The 16624-nt window shown below is 69.2% G+C and carries 13 protein-coding genes and 3 pseudogenes; 6 read left to right on the top strand and 10 right to left on the bottom strand.

The genetic code is table 11. The annotated features are described in order from the left end of the window. Positions 1-11: 11 nt before the first annotated feature. The 4 genes from C7T91_RS15755 to C7T91_RS15740 are packed head-to-tail and all read left to right on the top strand — an operon-like array spanning position 12 to position 4238. Positions 12-470, top strand: coding sequence for a hypothetical protein (locus tag C7T91_RS15755; RefSeq protein WP_108260056.1), 459 nt, complete (start codon positions 12-14; stop codon positions 468-470). After that, a complete protein-coding gene (locus tag C7T91_RS15750; protein WP_108260055.1) occupies positions 461-1741 on the top strand; it encodes an MGH1-like glycoside hydrolase domain-containing protein in 1281 nt (426 codons plus the stop codon). The genes C7T91_RS15755 and C7T91_RS15750 overlap by 10 nt, the downstream gene beginning before the upstream one ends. Next, positions 1741-2763, top strand: coding sequence for an ABC transporter ATP-binding protein (locus C7T91_RS15745; RefSeq protein ID WP_108260110.1), 1023 nt, complete (start codon positions 1741-1743; stop codon positions 2761-2763). The genes C7T91_RS15750 and C7T91_RS15745 overlap by 1 nt, the downstream gene beginning before the upstream one ends. A gap of 35 nt (positions 2764-2798) precedes the next feature. Further along, entirely contained in the window at positions 2799-4238 is a 1440-nt protein-coding gene (locus C7T91_RS15740; protein WP_108260054.1) for a trehalase family glycosidase, read from the top strand. 4 nt (positions 4239-4242) lie between these two features. Here the strand turns inward: C7T91_RS15740 and C7T91_RS37920 are convergent, their stop codons facing one another. From C7T91_RS37920 to C7T91_RS39560, 6 genes and pseudogenes are all read right to left on the bottom strand, one after another. Continuing rightward, entirely contained in the window at positions 4243-4698 is a 456-nt protein-coding gene (locus C7T91_RS37920; RefSeq protein ID WP_407943304.1) for a GlxA family transcriptional regulator, read from the bottom strand. Beyond that, positions 4693-4896: pseudogene (locus C7T91_RS37915) on the bottom strand (DJ-1/PfpI family protein); the annotation flags it as partial. The pseudogene C7T91_RS37915 and the gene C7T91_RS37920, both read right to left, overlap by 6 nt. A 1483-nt stretch (positions 4897-6379) precedes the next feature. Continuing rightward, positions 6380-7738, bottom strand: a complete 1359-nt coding sequence (locus tag C7T91_RS40405) for a sulfite exporter TauE/SafE family protein (protein ID WP_108260051.1) — start codon at positions 7736-7738, stop codon at positions 6380-6382. A gap of 30 nt (positions 7739-7768) precedes the next feature. Continuing rightward, positions 7769-9289: an aldehyde dehydrogenase family protein gene (locus tag C7T91_RS15720; protein ID WP_108260050.1), complete on the bottom strand. Its 1521-nt coding sequence runs from the start codon at positions 9287-9289 to the stop codon at positions 7769-7771. 74 nt (positions 9290-9363) lie between these two features. Beyond that, complete coding sequence (locus C7T91_RS15715; protein WP_108260049.1) at positions 9364-10449, bottom strand: substrate-binding domain-containing protein; 1086 nt, start codon at positions 10447-10449, stop codon at positions 9364-9366. 74 nt (positions 10450-10523) lie between these two features. Beyond that, positions 10524-11585 (bottom strand): annotated as a pseudogene (locus C7T91_RS39560) (GMC oxidoreductase); the annotation flags it as partial. Between C7T91_RS39560 and C7T91_RS15705 the strand changes: the two are divergent. Then, positions 11585-12013 (top strand): annotated as a pseudogene (locus C7T91_RS15705) (M24 family metallopeptidase); the annotation flags it as partial. The pseudogenes C7T91_RS39560 and C7T91_RS15705 overlap by 1 nt on opposite strands. A gap of 3 nt (positions 12014-12016) precedes the next feature. Then, positions 12017-13162, top strand: coding sequence for an acetylornithine deacetylase (gene argE / locus C7T91_RS15700; RefSeq protein ID WP_108260048.1), 1146 nt, complete (start codon positions 12017-12019; stop codon positions 13160-13162). 252 nt (positions 13163-13414) lie between these two features. Here argE and C7T91_RS33600 read toward each other — a convergent pair whose 3' ends face one another. The 4 genes from C7T91_RS33600 to C7T91_RS15680 form a co-directional block, all read right to left on the bottom strand. Continuing rightward, positions 13415-14656, bottom strand: a complete 1242-nt coding sequence (locus tag C7T91_RS33600) for a beta-eliminating lyase-related protein (protein ID WP_201742120.1) — start codon at positions 14654-14656, stop codon at positions 13415-13417. 1 nt (position 14657) lies between these two features. Next, the gene (locus tag C7T91_RS15690) at positions 14658-15098 is read right to left on the bottom strand and encodes a YcgN family cysteine cluster protein (protein WP_108260047.1); all 441 of its coding nucleotides are present in this window, start codon (positions 15096-15098) and stop codon (positions 14658-14660) included. A 29-nt stretch (positions 15099-15127) separates the two neighbouring features. Beyond that, positions 15128-16066 carry a bifunctional riboflavin kinase/FAD synthetase gene (locus C7T91_RS15685; RefSeq protein ID WP_108260046.1) on the bottom strand — a complete coding sequence of 313 codons (939 nt, stop codon included), beginning with the start codon at positions 16064-16066 and terminating at the stop codon, positions 15128-15130. An 85-nt stretch (positions 16067-16151) separates the two neighbouring features. After that, a complete protein-coding gene (locus C7T91_RS15680; RefSeq protein WP_236638267.1) occupies positions 16152-16595 on the bottom strand; it encodes a MaoC family dehydratase in 444 nt (147 codons plus the stop codon). Between the last annotated feature and the right edge of the window lie 29 nt (positions 16596-16624).

Genomic DNA, 16624 nt, shown 5'->3' with positions numbered 1-16624 from the left:
GAGATCGGACCATGGTCGAGACCATCCACAAGACCACCTTCGGCAATGTCAGCGCCGCCATCACGCAGATGAAGGAGGACCATCCGGGGAGCTATTCGCTGCCGGTCTGGGGCGAGAAAAATACAAAGCACATCAAGAACCTGGGCTATGTCATCGGCTACAGTACGCCGGACCGGACCACCTATTTCCGGATCGACTACGACACCGACAAGGGCCCGCACGTGAATTTCCAGAAGACCAGCAAATCGGGCATCTCGGCCGGGACGACGATCAAGGTCTGCTACAAGTTCAACGGCTCGGGCTATATCAGCGCGGCGCTGGGAATGGACATGGCGGTCCATGAATACTACATCGCCCAGACCAAGCGACATTTCGACGACGTGCCCACCGGCCCCGAGCCGGATAGCGGGCGCTATGCCAAATATGCCGGTTTCGCCGCCAAGCACTGGACCGGGGCGACATGGACCTAGCCTGTCCGCACAGCTCCGAAGGCCGCTCGCGCGAGCGCGACGCGGAAGCCCGCGCCATCCTGCGCGGCAATGACCGCGGCGGATATACCGTGCCGACCCACGGGCTCTATCCGTATCAATGGAACTGGGACAGCGCCTTCGCCGCGCTCGGCTTCGCCGAATTCGACCCGGACCGCGCGCTGGCCGAGCTGGAGACGCTGCTTTCGGGGCAATGGCAGAACGGCATGGTGCCGCATATCCTGTTCCATGAGGTCAGCCCCGGCTATTTCCCCGGCCCCGATGTCTGGCAGAGCACCGGGCCGCTGCCCTCCTCCGGCATTTCGCAGCCGCCCGTCGCCGCGACCGTGCTGCGCTGGCTCGTGGACGCCCATCCCGCAGGCGGGGACCGTGCCCGCGCGATGGTGCCGAAGCTCGCCGCCTGGCACCGCTGGTTCATGGAGCGGCGCAGCGACGGCGGCGCGATCTTCGTCACCCATCCCTGGGAGACCGGGCGCGACAACTGCCCCGACTGGGACGCGCCCTTCGCCGCCATCGAACCCGAGGGCATCGAGGCCTATTGGCGCCGGGACACGACCCATGTCGACGAGGCCGAGCGCCCGCGCCGCTGGGATTACGACCGCTACCTGCATCTGGTGAAGCTCGGCGCCGACAGCGGCTGGGACGAGGAGCATCTCTCCCGCGTCTCGCCCTTCCGCGTCGCGGATCCGACCATGACCTTCATCCTGCTGCGCGCCACCCGCGACCTCGCCGTGCTGGCCCGCCGCTTCGACATGCCGACGGACGAGCTGGACGGCTGGATCGCGCAGCTGGAGGCGGGCGCCGGGCGGCTCTGGAACCCGGACATCGCAGCCTATGACTGCCTCGACCTGAAGAGCGGCGCCCATAGCGGGGTGGTCTCGAACGCCTCCTTCCTGTGCTGGTATGCCGGGCTCGGCTGCGACCGGATGCTGCCGCACTGGGACCGGATCGCCGGGCTGGCGCGCTTCGGCGTGCCCTCGACCGATCCGGCGCATCCGGCGCACGAGCCGCGGCGCTACTGGCGGGGGCCGGTCTGGGCGATGCTGAACATGCTGATCGCCCGCGGACTGGAGGAGGCCGGCCATGCGGACCGGGCGGAGGCCCTGGCCGCGAACAGCCGCGAGATGATCGCCGCCGGCGGTTTCGCGGAATATTTCGACCCGCGCGACGGCTCGCCCGCGGGGGGACGCAACTTCACCTGGACGGCCGCGGTCTGGCTGGCCTGGGCATCCGAAACGGCAAGGGGACAATGATGGGCGCGATCACGCTCGAGGGCGTCGAGAAATGGTATGGCGACCTGCAGGTCATCAAGGGCATCGACCTGGCCATCGAGGAGGAGGAATTCGTCGTCTTCGTCGGCCCCTCGGGCTGCGGCAAGTCCACGCTGCTGCGGATGATCGGCGGGCTGGAGGAGATCAGCTATGGCCGCCTGCTGATCGGCGGGCGGGACATGACCGCCGACCCGCCCTCGAAGCGCGGTCTGACCATGGTCTTCCAGTCCTATGCGCTCTACCCGCACATGTCGGTGGGCGACAACATGGGGTTCTCGCTGAAGACCGCAGGCGCGCCGAAGGCCGAGATCGACGCCAAGGTCGCCGAGGCCGCCCGCGTCCTGAAGCTCGAACCCTATCTCGACCGCCGTCCCAAGGCGCTCTCGGGCGGGCAGCGCCAGCGCGTCGCCATCGGCCGCTCGATCGTGCGCGACCCGACCGCCTTCCTCTTCGACGAGCCGCTGTCGAACCTCGATGCGGCGCTGCGCGTCGAGATGCGCTACGAGATCGCCAAGCTGCACAAGGCGCTCAGGCGCACGATGATCTACGTCACCCATGACCAGGTCGAGGCGATGACGCTGGCCGACCGCATCGTCGTGCTCGATTTCGGCCGGATCGCCCAGGTCGGCACGCCGCGCGAGCTCTACGAGCGGCCCGCCAACCTCTTCGTCGCCCAGTTCATCGGCTCGCCGCGGATGAACGTCGCCGAGGTGGCGGCGGCCGGAGACGCGCTCCGGCTCGATGCGGACGGCGCCGCCAGCATCGGCGTGCGTCCCGAGCATCTGCAGATCGTCGCGCCGGGCGAGGGCCTGTTCGACGGCACGGTGGACGTGACCGAGTATCTCGGCGCCGATGCCTATGTGATCGCCGATTGCGGGCCGCTCGGGCGGATCACCCTGCGCACCGGCGGCGATGACGCGATCGCCGAAGGCACCCGCATCGGACTGGCCGCCCCGCCGGAGCGGATCCACCGCTTCGACGCGCAGGGACAGGCGATCCGCTAGGCGCGGCCGCGCGGACGGAAGGCGGAGGAGACAGCTTGGAACATCTCGACCGGAGCCTCGAGGCGCTTTTCATCGACCTGCATTGCTCGGGCCTCTGGGAGGACGAAAAGGCGATCTCGGATGCCATGTTGCTGGCTCCGGCGGAGGAGATCCGCGCCGCCTATGCCGCCGCAAGGGCCGCCGGTCCGGTCGATCTGCGCGCCTTCCACGCCCGCTGGTTCCGCCCCGCCGAGCCGCCCGGCGGCGGCTATCGCACCGATCCGGCGCATGGCCCGCTCGAACATCTCGAAGCCGTCTGGCCGCATCTGGCCCGACCTGCCGACGACCCCGCCGAGCGCTCGGCCCGCATCCCGCTGGCGCATCCCTACGTGATCGCGGGCGGCCGGTTCCAGGAGGCCTATTACTGGGACAGCTTCTTTACCGGGCTCGGGCTCCTGCGCTCCGGGCGGCACGGGCTGGCGCGCGCCATGCTCGACAATTTCGCCGATGCGATCGACCGCTTCGGCTTCGTCCCGAACGGCTTCCGCTCCTATTTCCTGACCCGCTCGCAGCCGCCCTTCTTCGCGCCGATGGTTGCCGCATACGGCGATGCCACCGGCGACCGGGCCGGGGCGCTGGCGCGCTACCTGCCGCAGATGGAGGCCGAGCACCGCTTCTTCGCCGGCGGGCCGCGCCTTCTCGGCGGGCTGGCGCGCTACTGGGACGACGGCGACGGCCCGCGGATCGAGATGTATGCCACCGACCTCGGCTGGCAGGACCATGCGGCGGCGCATCCCGGCTTTTTCCGCGATCTGCGCGCCGCCTGCGAAAGCGGCTGGGACTTTTCCTCGCGCTGGCTGGCCGACCCGCAGGATCTGGGCACGATCCGCACCACGCAGATCTGGCCGGTCGACCTCAACTGCCTGATCCTGCGGATGGAGGAGCTGCTGGCCGAAGCCGCCGCCGGGACTGCCCGCGCCGAAAACTGGCGTGCCGCCGCCGACGCAAGACGCCGCGCGATCTCCGACAGGTTCTTCGACCCGGAGCGCGGCTATTTCTTCGATCTTCTGGCCGATGACGGGTCGCAGATTCCGGTGACCAGCGCGGCGGGACTGTTCCCGCTCTGGGCCGGGGCGGCGACGCCGGAGCAAGCCGTGCGGGCGGCAAGCTGGGCCGAGGAGCGGCTGCTGCGCCCCGGCGGGCTGCTGGCCACGGATATCGAAAGCGGCCAGCAATGGGACAGCCCGAACGGCTGGGCGCCCTTGCAATGGATCGCGGTGCGCGGGCTCGAACGCTACGGCCATGGCAAGCTCGCCGCAGAGCTGCGGCAGCGCTGGCTGGCGACCTGCGACGCGGTGTTCCGCGCCACCGGCAAGTTCGTCGAGAAATACAACGTCCTCGACCCGCTCGCCCCGGGCGGCGGCGGCGAATACGCGCTGCAGGACGGGTTCGGCTGGACCAACGGCGTCTATCTCGACTTCACCGCCGGGGACTGAGCACTCAGGCGGCGCTGCCGAAGCGGCGGCGGTAGTCGCGCGGCGAGACCGAGAAGCGGCGGGCGAAGACCTTGCGCATCTGCTCGTCCGAGCGGAACCCGGCCCGCCAGGCCACCGTCTTCAGCGGCATGTGCGTGTCCAGAAGCAGCGTCTTGGCCTGTTCGCAGCGCAAGGTCTCGAGCCAGGCCATCGGCGACTGGCCGACCTCGGCGGCGAAGGCGCGGGTGAAGCTGCGCAGGCTCATCCCCGCGACCTCGGCCATGTCCTCGAGCCGCACCTGCGTGCCCGGCTGCGCCGCCAGCCAGGTCTGCACGTCGCGGATGCCTTTCGTGCCCGCCATCTGGCTGGTCAGCGCCACGCTGAACTGCGACTGGCCGCCCGGCCGCTTGAGATAGATCACCATGTCCCGCGCCACCCGCAGCGCCAGGTCGCGGCCGAAATCCTGCTCGACGAAGGCCAGCGCCAGGTCGATCGCCGCCGTCACCCCGGCCGAGCTCCAATAGGGGCCGTCCTGCAGGAAGATCGCATCGGCATCGACCTCCACTTCGGGAAAGAGCGCCGCCAGCCGGCCGGCATAGTTCCAGTGCGTCGCCGCCCGCCGCCCGTCGAGCAGCCCGGCCGCCGCCAGGAAGAAGCTGCCGGTGCAGAGCGCGGCGAAGCGCCGGGCCTGCGGCTTTTTTTTGACGGCTGCAGAATCACGGGCCTCACCCTAGAGAGACTGGATTTGGAGAGTTGGACCCCCAGAGATTTTCCTAGAAATTACTTACCATAGGCCACGAAGCAGCGGTTGTTTCGACGAAACGTCGAATATCTGAGGGTCCACAACTGGTTTTCAACGAGGTGGTTAGTATAGGGATGGCACATAGGACGTTAGGGTGGATAGCTTAGACGATGTCGGTGTCAAGCGCGTCGACTAACCGCGCCATTAAGGTAGGCTGGCGGGCGCGACAAAGGAATGCAGATGGAGAATTCTGTGCAAATTAAAACCTTGATAACTTTGCCTTCCGGTCATGGAATCGAGCTAGGTTTTTTTTAACGGCTGCAGAATCACAGGCCTCACCGAAGAGAGACTGGATTTGGAGAGTTGGATCCAGGAACACGGACTGGCTGCCCGCGCTCGTCGTCACCACGGCCGGCCGGTGATCGAGCACGACGATGTCGCCGGGCTTCTGCACCGAATCCCGGCCGTCCTGAAGGCAGGTCGNGGGCGTCGCCTCGCTGCGCAGGGCGCCCTGCGTGACGCGGCTCATGTTGAGGGAGCCGACGCTGGCGACCTCCATCTTGCCGGCGAACGGCCTGTCGTCGAGGCGCTCGATCTCGATCGGCACGAGCCGCTCGAACTCGACACGGCCGAGGCCTTCCTGTCGCCGATGCCAGCGCCGGGCGCGGCCGGGGCCTCGAATGCCTGGGCGGCCTCGGGCAAGCGCTCGGCCAGCGGACAGGAAAAGCGTGTAGTCCTCGGGCAGCACCACGCCGACATTGCGCGGCGCGGCNCGCCGCCACATAGGAGCCAAGCACATTGTAGGCGATCAGGAAGCGCCCCGAAGACACGTCGCGGATCAGCTCGGCCGAACAGCAGGTCGCCACGCCGCCGGTCCGCGCGAAGGCTTCGAGCAGCGCGCCGTAGGTCGTGGCCTGCAGGCTGTCGGTGAAGGCGAAGAGATAGCCGAGCCCCGAGGCCTCGATGNTCATAGGTGGCGATGCGGCCGCGATAGGCGCGCGGCTTCTGCCGCATCAGGTCGAGCAGCGCGAAACGGTCGCGCGGCACNGTCTCCGGGCGGCACCAGGTCTCGGTTGTAGATCGTGACGGCAGGTTCCCGCGTCAGCCCCCAGAGCTGGTCGCGCCAGCGCAGCGTGGGCGGCAGGGCGGCGGTGCGCGCCGAGCGCCAGGTGGCCGCGCAGGCCCGGTTCACCAAGTCGATCATCTGCTGAACCGCCGAGGAAAACACCGCATCCGCCGCCCCGGCGCCCGCCTCGCAATCCTCGCGGGACTGCCGGTAGAGGGCGTTCGATCCCCATTGCTCGTAGCGCAGCGACAGGTCCGGNCCGCGCGGCCAGGAATGCCTCCAGCACCGGCGCGAGGATCCGCGCATCGGTGGTCGAACGCATCACCAGCCGGGTGCTGCCCGCTCCGAGCGTCATCACCGCCTCCTGCGCACGCAAGGGCAGCGCCAGGCAGAGGAGGAGCAGCGCCANGCCGGANTCATGGCCNCCTCCTCCGCCGCGAGAGNGCAGGACCAGCGCGACGCGGAAGCCCTCCGCCCCGCGCGCCATCTCGACCCGGCCGCCGAAGGCCCCGGCCACCGCCCTGACGATGGACAGCCCCAGCGCCCGCGGGCCGGCTCCTGCATCTGCGCGGGGCGCATGTCTCCGCTCCGCTGGCCGCGCCGCTCAGGGCTGCCGGTCTCGCTGTCGGGGAGGCGGTGACCTATGACCAGGTGCCATGTCCGCCGGTTCCGGAGGCCGCGGAGCTGCTGGCGTCGCCGGGGCCGGTGCTGCTGCCGCTTTTCTCGGCACGCTCGGCACGTCTTCTGGCGCCGCATCTGGAAGGTTCGCGCGCCGAACTCATTGTTGCGGCAATCAGCCCTGCTGTCGCGGCAGCCCTGCCTGTGCAGAGTGCCGCGAGACTCGACGTGGCCAGGCGTCCGGATTCCGGGGCCGTGCTGGACCTGCTTGCCAAGCAAGACGCCAGCATGCGTGCTTGAGAAATCGAACGCCGCCAGTCTAAGTTGAAATTCGGGACAGACCCCGGCGGACAGCTCCAGGGAGAGGACGCAGTTTTGAGTACGGATGACAAGCGCGGGCGGCAGGACAAGGCCGCCGACGGCACGGCAACCGAAAAGGACGTCGCAGCGGCGCCCCCCGAAGTCGAGGATGCCGAGATCGTCTCCGAGGCGAAGCCCGAGGGCGAGGCCGCAGAGACCGGCGCATCGGTCGCGCAGGCCGATCCCGGGATGACCAGGGAAGACGCGGACAGCGCGGTCGGCGCTGCAATGCCCGGCGGCACCGCCGCCGCGGCGGACCCGGTTCCGGCGGAAGACCAGATCGCGGCAGAAGAGACTGCCGGCCCCAAGACGGAAGAGACGGCCGAGGAGACGCCCGCGCCTGCAGCGGCAGCCCCCGCCGCGCGGCGCCTCGGACGCGGCCGGGCGCAGCACGAGGCTGCGGAAGGCGTAGCCGGCGGCGATCGCGCCGACGATCAGCGCCACCACCCGGTCCGGCATCTGCGCCGCCAGGAGATATCCGAGCACGATCCCCGCCACCGCGCCGGGCAGCAGCATCGCAATGTTGCGCCGGTCGACATGAGCGCGGAACTTCATCAGCCCGATCCCGTCCTGCAGGATCAGGATCGGCAGGATCACCGAGGCCGCCTGCACCGGCGGCAAAACGGTGGCCAGCAGGGGGGTGGAGATCATCCCCACCCCGGCGAAGCCCCCTTTCGAGAGCCCCGCGAAGGCGACGGCCGGAAGCGCCACGAGGAAGAAGGTCAGGTCGAACATGTCCGTCTCGCCCCGCGGCGCCCGTTCCGTTCAGTCCTGATCGCCGAGATAGACGGCGACCGACTTGGTCTCGGTGTAGAGCTCGATGGCGGATTTCCCCATCTCGCGGCCCCAGCCGGACTGCTTGTAGCCGCCCCAGGGGAAGTTCGCGTCGCTCTGGTTGTGGTTGTTCACCCAGACGATGCCCGCGCGGATCCGCGCCGCCAGCTTGTGCGCCCTTGCCAGGTCCTTGGTCCAGACGCTGGCGCCCAGCCCGTATTCGGTGTTGTTCGCCTCGCGGGCCAGCGCGGTCACGGTCTCGTCGGTGATCTTCATCGCGCTGATCACCGGTCCGAAGATTTCCTCGCGGTAGACCGTGTGCGACGGCGTCACGCCTGCCAGCAGGGTCGGGCGGTAGAACAGGCCGTCGCCATCGGCCGGGCTGCCTCCGGTGACGATGCTGGCGCCTTCGGAAACGCCGGTTTCCATCAGGCGGTTCACGCGGTCGAACTGCTTGCGGTTGATCAGCGGACCCAGATTGGTCGCCGGGTCGAAGCCATGGCCGAGCTTCAGCCCCTCGGCATAGGCGGCAACGCCTTCGAGCACGCGGTCATAGACATCCTCGTGGATATAGAGCCGCGACCCGGCGGTGCAGGCCTGCCCGGAATTGAGGAACACCGCTTCGGCAACGCCGGGGATGGCAAGGTCGAGATCGGCATCGGGGAAGACGAAGACCGGGCTCTTGCCGCCGAGCTCGAGGCTGACGCGCTTCAGGTTGCCCGCCGCGGCGCGGACGATCGCCTTGCCGGTCGCGGTGGAGCCGGTGAAGCTGACCTTGTCGACATCCGGGTGTTCCGCCAGCGCGGCACCGACGGCCCCTGCCCCGGTCACCACGTTCAGCACGCCGTCGGGCAGCCCGGCCTCGCGGCAGAGCTCGGCAAGGCGCAGCGCCGACATCGGCGTGTCCTCGGCGGGCTTGACCACCAGCGTGCAGCCCGCCGCCAGCGCCGGGGCGATCTTCCAGGCGGCCATCAGCATCGGCACGTTCCAGGGCAGGATCTGGCCCACGACGCCCACCGGCTCGCGCTGCGAATAGGCCAGCCATTCGCCGCCCATGTTGACCGGCATGGTGGCGCCGTCGAGCTTGGTCGCCCAGCCGGCGAAATAGCGGAAATGATCCGCCGAGAGCGCGACGTAGAAATTGCGCACCACGCCCCAGGGCGAGCCCTCGTCGAGCACGTCGAGTTCGGCGAATTCGTCGCCATGGGCATCGATCAGCTCGCCGATGCGGTGGACGATGGCGGCGCGCTCCTTCGGCTTCATCTTCGGCCAGGGGCCGTTCTCGAAGGCATCCCGCGCAGCGGCGACGGCGCGGTCGATGTCTTCGGAGGTGCCCTCGGTCACCGAGGCATGTTCCAGCCCGGTCGCCGGATCGACGACGGCGCGGCGCTCGCCCGAGCGGCCCGCGACCCAGTCGCCGCCGATGAAGAGCCCGTGCTGGCGGGCCAGGAAATCGCGGGTCGGCGCCGAGACGCTGGCCATCGGATTGTCGAAGGAGAACATCTTGTTCATTTGGGTCCTCGTCCTGTCTGTTGAGGCTCCTGTGGCCGGACCCGCGCGGGGTCCGGCCGGGGGAGGGTCCGGGATCAGTTGGGGAAGAGCTCGAGCAGCTTTTCCGGGCCGAGCAGCGACGACAGCTGCGCATCGGGCGGCAGGTCCGGCTCGCATTTCGGGTCGATGTCCTGCAGGCTGTCGGCATAGACGTAAGGCACCACGCCCACCGGCTCGTCGGTGTCGATGCCGTTATGCGCCGCCAGCGCATGGCGCAGCGCGAAGCGGATATCCGCCGTGGTGCCGCCATAGGCCAGGTACTGCCAGGGATCGCCGGCCTCCTTGGCCTCCATGTACATGCAGTCGTATTCGTTGGTCGTCGCGATCGTCGCCATCGCCGGGACCGGCAGCCCGGCATTGCGGAACGCCTTGACCGCCGCCATCGAGGTGCCGCCGTAATCGGTGACGATCGCGTCGATGCTGTCGTATTTGGCGATCAGCCCAGCCACCGCCTTCTGGGCATCGGCAGGGTTCCAGTTCGTCGCGATATAGGTGTCATCCAGCAGCTCGACGCCCGGATGCTCGGCGAGCCCGGCCTTGAAGCCGTCCATGAAGGTCGCGGAAGATGCCGCGCCGGCCGGGCCGCCGAGCATGACGGTGGTGCCCTCGCCGCCGAGCGCGCGGCCGGTCCAGAGGCCGAATTCGCGGCCGGTGTAGAAGGCATCCTCGTAGATGTTCGAGGAGAAGTTCCGCCCCGGTTCGCCCTCGAGATCGGTGAAATAGGGCGCCATGGTCACGCCGGCCTGGGTGGCCGAACGGTAGGTGCGCAGCTGGGCATTGCCGAAATCGGTGAAGGCGATGATGATGTCGAAGCCCTGCGCAACGAAACCGTTGATGTCGCTGGAATACTTGGACGGATCGCCATTCGCGTCGGCATAGCGGATCTCGGTGATGTTGGCGCATTTCGCGGCTTCGTCGATCAGCTCGGCATGGGCGGTGATGCGCCAGCTGTCGGAGCCGTAGCCGTCGAGATGGGCGATGCGGATCGGCTCGCTGCCGCAGAAGGGCGCGATGTCGGCGCCCTGGTCGACGCGGGCGACGTCCTGGGCGGCGGCCGCCCCGGCAGCCGCGATCAGCGCGGCGCCGAAGATGGGCGCGGCGGTCCTGTAAAGTGCAGTCATTGTCCCCTCCCTTGGGGTTCCTGTCGGAATGGTGTGCGGTGGCCGCGCGCCTCCTCGCGCGCGGCGCGGATGGGTCAGGCCGGGATGGCCAGCTGCATCGCGTCCTGCATGATCATGTCGGCGGCCTTCTCGCCGATCATGATGGTCGGCGCATTGGTGTTGCCGCTTGTGATGGTCGGCATCACCGAGGCATCGACCACGCGAAGCCCGTCAATGCCGTGCACCTGCAGCCGGTCATTGACCACGGCCATGCCGTCGGAGCCCATCTTGCAGGTGCCGACCGGGTGGTAGACGCTGTTGCAGTCGCTCTTGATGTACTCGTCGAGCTCGGCATCGCTCTGCCTTGCCGCGCCCGGCGCATATTCCTCGCCGCGGATCGCGTCGAAGGCCGGCTGCGCGATGATATCGCGCGACATGCGCAGCGCGTCGCGCAGGATGCGCAGGTCGTCCGGCACCGACAGGAAGTTCGGGTCGAGCGCGGGCAGCGCGAAGGGATCGTCCGAGGTCGCCATCACCGTGCCGCGGCTCTGCGGCCGCGAGACGTTGAAATAGGGCATGCAGCCTTGCGGCGCGGGCGCCTGGGCGGCATAGGAGGCGCGCAGGCTGCCCTGCGAGGGACGGTCCATCTGGTAGATGCGCGGCGCGCCCGTGGCAGTCGGCTCCTCGGGGCGGAAAGCGCCCAGCATCGCGCCCGAAACGGTGGAGGAGGCGCGGTGCCCCTCGCCCGCCAGCGCATGGCGCAGACCCGAGACGATCAGCCCGCGCACCGTGCCGGAATCGCGGAACCGCACCTCGGCCTTCGCCGGATGGACGTTCACGTCGACCTCGGTCGGGTCGAGATCGACGAAGAGTACCGCGGCCGGGTAGCGGCCCGAGGGCAGCACATCCATGTAGGCCGCGCGCAGCGCCCCGGTCAGCAGCTTGTCGCGCACCGGGCGGCCGTTGACGAAGAGGTACTGCGCCTGGGACGAACCGCGCGCATAGGTCGGCAGCGCGGCATAGCCGGTCAGCCGCACGCCCTCGCGCTCGGCCTCGATCGGGATCGCGTTGGCGGTGAATTCCGCGCCGAGCAGCCGGGTCAGGCGGCCATGCAGCGCGTCGAACAGGTCGCCGGTCTCGGCATCGAGCCGCAGCATGCCACCGGCGCTATCACGCGCCGCTCTGCCGGACGGTGTTCCTCGGCAAGCCGCCGAAATCGATGACCGAGGCAGCGGAGGCGCTGACCGCCGGGCTCGAGGCCGGGATCGAGGTGGCGCGGCCGGGAAACCGCGCCTGCGACATCGCCCGGGCGCTCGAGGACGAGCTGGCTCGCGCCGGTCTCGCCCATCCGGTGCGCTGCGGCTATGCGGTGGGGTTGAGCTATCCGCCGGATTGGAGTGAACATACCGTATCGCTGCGCGCCTATGACGAGACCGTGCTGCAGCCCGGCATGACCTTCCATTTCAAGCCGGGCCTGCGGATGGACGGCTGGGGGATGGAGACCACCGAGACGATCCTGATCCGAGAGGACGGTCCGGCGGAGGCGCTCGGCACCGTGCCGCGCAAGCTTTTCGTCAAGGAGTGATCCATGTCCCTCGATCTCTGCCGCCGCTATCTCGGCGAGCTGATCGCCTTTCCCACCGTCTCGGCGGATCCGAACCTGGATGCGATCGACTGGATCGCCGGGCATCTCGAGGCCGCGGGCGCCGAGGTCGAGGTGATGCGCGACCCGGGCGGCACCAAGGCCAATCTCTATGCGGTGCTGGGCGGCAACGGTCCGGGCGGCATCCTGCTGTCGGGCCATACCGACGTGGTGCCGGTCACTGACCAGGACTGGTCGTCGGACCCGTTCGAAATGGACGAGCGCGGCGGCAGGCTCTACGGCCGCGGCACCTGCGACATGAAGGGGTTCATCGCCGCCTGCCTCGCCTCGCTCGACCGGCTCAAGGCGGCCGGGCGGCCGGTGCATTTCGCCTTCACCCATGACGAGGAGGTCGGCTGCCTCGGCGCGCAGGCGCTGGTCGAGGTGCTGAAGACCCGCGAGGTGCTGCCCGCGGTGGCGATCATCGGCGAGCCGACGATGATGCAGGTGATCGAGGGCCACAAGGGCTGCTGCGAATACACGGTGACCTTCGAGGGCACGGCCGGGCACGGTTCGGCGCCCGAACGCGGCGTGAACGCGGTGGAATACGCGGCGCGCTACGTGGCGCGGCTCCTGGACCTGCGCCGGGCGCTGATGGCGCGGGCGCCTGAGAATTCGCGCTTCGATCCGCCCTGGAGCACGATCAATGTCGGCGGTCTGCATGGCGGGGTGGCGCATAACGTGATCGCCAGCCGCGCGGTGCTGGAGTGGGAGACCCGGCCGGTGGTCCCCGAGGATCTGGACTTCGTCAAGCGCGGCATCGAGGAATACGCCCGCGAGCACCTGCTGCCCGAGATGCGCAAGGTCGCGCCCGAGGCCGACATCGTGACCGAGACGATCGGCGAGGTCCCCGGGCTGACGCCGATGCCGCAGAACGCGGCGCGCGATCTGGTTCTGAAGCTCACCGGCGGCAACGGCGCGGGGGTGGTTCCCTTCGGCACCGAGGCGGGCCTGTTCCAGGGCCTCGGCATCGACGCGGTGATCTGCGGCCCGGGCTCGATCGACCAGGCGCACAAGGCCGACGAATACGTCAGCCTCGAGCAGCTGCAGCTCTGCCTCGACCTGCTCGGGCGGCTGTCGGGCGAGGCCTGAGACGCCGCCCGGCCGCGGTCATTCCGCGCCCGGCCCCTGCAGCCGTGTCCGGCGAGGGATCATGGTCTCCCGACGCGGTGCCCGAGCATCTCCGCGCATGGCGCAGGGGCCAACGGGCGGCGCGGAGACTGGCCGCCGCTTCGCGGATGGGCCGGAGGCGCGGCCCGCATGTCCCGGCGCAGGCGGTGCCGGAGAACGTGATCTTGGCCGCAGGAGCGCATGGGGCATGCGGGTCAAACCACGGCCGGGAAATCAGGCAGGCGTTGCTGGCGGAGTGCAGGAGTGCGGGCGAGTTCGCCTGTCCCTGCACAGGGACGGGGCACGACCCCCTTGGCTTCTTGCATGTTCTGCAGCGGGTCCGTGCCGCCGGCCATCGGGGCCGGCTGCAGCGATCTTCTCCGGATCGCCCCTCGGCTGCGGGACCCGAACGGCGGTCCTTGCCAAGCGCCGCTTCCGGCCCCGCCGCCGGTCCGCATGTAAGGGAGATGGCCGCCTTCGCGCGTCCGGCGGGAGCTGCATCGGGGGGGCCCTCCTGTATGCCGGAACAGCCCGCTTTCGGCGGTTGCCGCTCGGCTTGCGGTTCGGGCGGTGGCCTTCGAGTCTCCGCCAGCCGTTCCGGGGCCTGGCGCAGCCAGCCCTGTGCGTCCGCCGGCTCGTGCCGGAAACAGTCCGTCCGTCCTGCACGCAACGCTGCTCGCTGCATTGCCTCGAACCGGCGCCGCTCCTGGACTTTGCCCCGCCTCTGGCGCCCGGGCGTCCGGGGAAGAGGCCCGCAAGCGCGGTGATCTGCGGGGTCCGCGCTGGCAGAGCCCCGTCACCGGTCCGGTCGCCGCCGTTTCCGGAACGCCGTTTCGCCAAAGAGCGGCCAATGGCTGTTTGCGGGGTTTTTCTGCCGGTGCCGTGCGTCATGGAAGCGGGGCTCAAGCGGCCGGTGCCGCAGGTCCGGCGCGGGGCAAGGAGGGCAGGGCGAGGCGGACCAGAAGCCCCCGGCCGCATCCCGGCGTTTCCAGCGAGAGCGTCCCGCCATGGAGCACGGCCAGCCGGTCCAGGATGGCGAGCCCGAGGCCCGCGCCTTCGTCTTCGTCCCGCGAGCGCAGCTTGGAGAGCGGCGCCCGGGGCGGCCTCGGCCAGGGCGGCCTCCAGCGCCTCCGGCGCGATCTTGCCGTCCGGCCCGTCGAGCAGGGTCAGCTTGGCGCCGGCCGAGAAGAATTCCGGCGCGCCGCATTCGTCCTCCTCGATATGGGCGGTGCGGGCGCAGAACACGGTTTCCCAGGGCTGCGCCATCGCCGCGAGGATCAGCGCATTCGCCGCCGTGCCGGTGCCGGCGAGGAACACTTCCGCCTCCGGCGCCTCGAAGGCCCCGCGGAGCGCAGACACGGCCCGGGCCGTGACCTCGTCCGCGCCATAGCCGGGCGCGTAGCCGTCATTGGCGCGGACCAGCGCCTCCATCACCTTCGGATGGACGGGGCCGGCATTGTCGGAGGCGAACTGCATCTCAGAGATCCTCGATGATGTGGTCTTCCCAGTCTTCCTCGTCGACCTCGTATTCGGGGACGGTCCAGCCCTGCACCGACATGCCTTCCTCATGCACCGTGTCGCGCGATCCCGAGATCAGGTAGTGCCATTTCGGCAGCGGGCGGCCGAGATGCACCAGCCGGTAGGCGCAGGTCGAAGGCAGCCAGTAGGCGACCTCCTCCAGCGAGCCGGGCGACAGCACCACGCATTCCGGCACGATCTGCTTGCGGATCTCGTATTTCGAGCACAGGCAGGTCTGGTCGTCCAGCAGCCGGCAGGCGACGCGGGTGAAGGCCACCTCGCCGGTATCGGCATCTTCGAGCTTGTTCAGGCAGCATTTGCCGCAGCCGTCGCAGAGCGCTTCCCATTCCTCGCGGGTCATCTTCGCGGGGGGGACGGTCTTCCAGAAGTTCGGTCGCATCCCGTGCCTCCAGGTTGCGGATATGTATGTCAGAGGGCCGCCAGCAGGCCTCGGGCGCGGTCGCTGTCGCGGTCCATCTGCGCGATCAGCGACGCGAGCCCGTCGAATTTCTGCTCGGGGCGGAGCCAGTCGACCAGCGCCACCGAGATGTGGTGCCCGTAGAGGTCGCCCGAGAAGTCGAAGATATGGGTTTCCAGGTTGGCCTTGTTCTCGCCGAACATCGGCCGGACGCCAAGGCTGGCCACGCCGTGATAGCTGCCCTTGCCGGGACCGGAGAGCACGTCGACAAGCACCGCATAGACGCCGAAGCGCGGCAGGTGCAGCCCGTCGAGCGACTGGTTCGCCGTGCGGTAGCCCAGTTCGCGGCCGCGCTTCTCGCCATGGATCACCGGCCCCTCGATGCGGTGCCAGTGGCCCAGCATCTCGCGGGCCTCGACGGTCTTGCCCTCGGCCAGCGCGATGCGGATCGCGGTGGAGGACACGGCCTGGGTGTCGGCGGCCAGAAGCGGCGCGATCGTGGTGCCGTAGCCATGCCGGCGGCCAAGCTCCTCGAGCATGGCGACATCGCCCTCGCGGCCCTTGCCGAAGCGGAAATCGGCGCCGACCACGACATGGCGCAGGCCGAGCCCGCCGGCCAGCACGTCGCGGGCGAATTCCTCGGCCGAGAGCGCGGCCAGATCCTTCGAGAACGGGATCTGGTAGAGCCGCTCCACCCCGAGCTTGGCCAGCCGGTTGGCCTTGGCCTCGGCATTCATCAGCCGGAAGGGCGGGGCGTCGGGGGCGAAGACCTCGCGGGGATGCGGCTCGAAGGTGACGACGCCCAAGGGGGCGCCCATCTGCCCGGCAGCCTCGCGGGCCAGGCCGATCACCTTCTGGTGGCCCAGATGGATGCCGTCGAAATTGCCGATCGCGGCGCTGGCGCCGCGGTCGGTGCCGCTCAGGTCATTGAAGTGCTGCAGGATCCGCATGGCGGTCGCTTACTCCCGGTCTCCGGCCGTTTCAAGCGGCAGGCCGCTCCGGCCGGTCCGGGGCCGCGGTTGTGACCTGAACGCGTCAGCCACGCGACGGCGGAATGACGGTTGCCTCCCCGGCAATCACTTTCTGCTCGCCGACGAAGGCCTCGCAGGTCAGCACCGCGCGCTTCTTCTCGCGGTTGACCTCCTTGACCGTGACCTTGGCGGTGACTTCGGCGCCGATCTTGACCGGGGCGAGGAATTTCAGCGTCTGGCCGGTATAGATCGTGCCGTGGCCCGGGAGGTGCTCGCCGAGCAGGCCGGAAAACAGCACGGCCGACAGCATGCCATGGGCGATGCACTGGCCGAAGATCGAGGCCTTGCCCGCCGCGTCGTCCAGATGGATCGGGTTGTGGTCCTCGCTGACATCCGCGAATTTCCCGACCAGTTCGGGGGTGATGAGCTTGGTCAGGCTGCGGCTGTCGCCGATCTCGAGGTCTTCCAGATACACGGTGCCGGGGGTCATGGCGTTCTCGTCCTCCACTGCTTTCTCCGGTGAGCTAGGGCAGCGCG

It is taken from the genome of Mangrovicoccus ximenensis (genome assembly GCF_003056725.1).
GTDB classification, from domain to species: domain Bacteria; phylum Pseudomonadota; class Alphaproteobacteria; order Rhodobacterales; family Rhodobacteraceae; genus Mangrovicoccus; species Mangrovicoccus ximenensis.
Note: the sequence above shows the minus strand (reverse complement) of the source record. Positions and strands in the feature narration are given on the sequence as shown.

Coding starts and splice junctions, on each gene's coding strand:
- C7T91_RS15755 (WP_108260056.1), top strand. CDS start 12: ATGGTCGAGACCATCCACAAGACCACCTTCGGCAATGTCAGCGCCGCC.
- C7T91_RS15750 (WP_108260055.1), top strand. CDS start 461: ATGGACCTAGCCTGTCCGCACAGCTCCGAAGGCCGCTCGCGCGAGCGC.
- C7T91_RS15745 (WP_108260110.1), top strand. CDS start 1,741: ATGGGCGCGATCACGCTCGAGGGCGTCGAGAAATGGTATGGCGACCTG.
- C7T91_RS15720 (WP_108260050.1), bottom strand. CDS start 9,289: ATGAACAAGATGTTCTCCTTCGACAATCCGATGGCCAGCGTCTCGGCG.
- C7T91_RS15715 (WP_108260049.1), bottom strand. CDS start 10,449: ATGACTGCACTTTACAGGACCGCCGCGCCCATCTTCGGCGCCGCGCTG.
- argE (WP_108260048.1), top strand. CDS start 12,017: ATGTCCCTCGATCTCTGCCGCCGCTATCTCGGCGAGCTGATCGCCTTT.
- C7T91_RS33600 (WP_201742120.1), bottom strand. CDS start 14,656: ATGCAGTTCGCCTCCGACAATGCCGGCCCCGTCCATCCGAAGGTGATG.
- C7T91_RS15690 (WP_108260047.1), bottom strand. CDS start 15,098: ATGCGACCGAACTTCTGGAAGACCGTCCCCCCCGCGAAGATGACCCGC.
- C7T91_RS15685 (WP_108260046.1), bottom strand. CDS start 16,066: ATGCGGATCCTGCAGCACTTCAATGACCTGAGCGGCACCGACCGCGGC.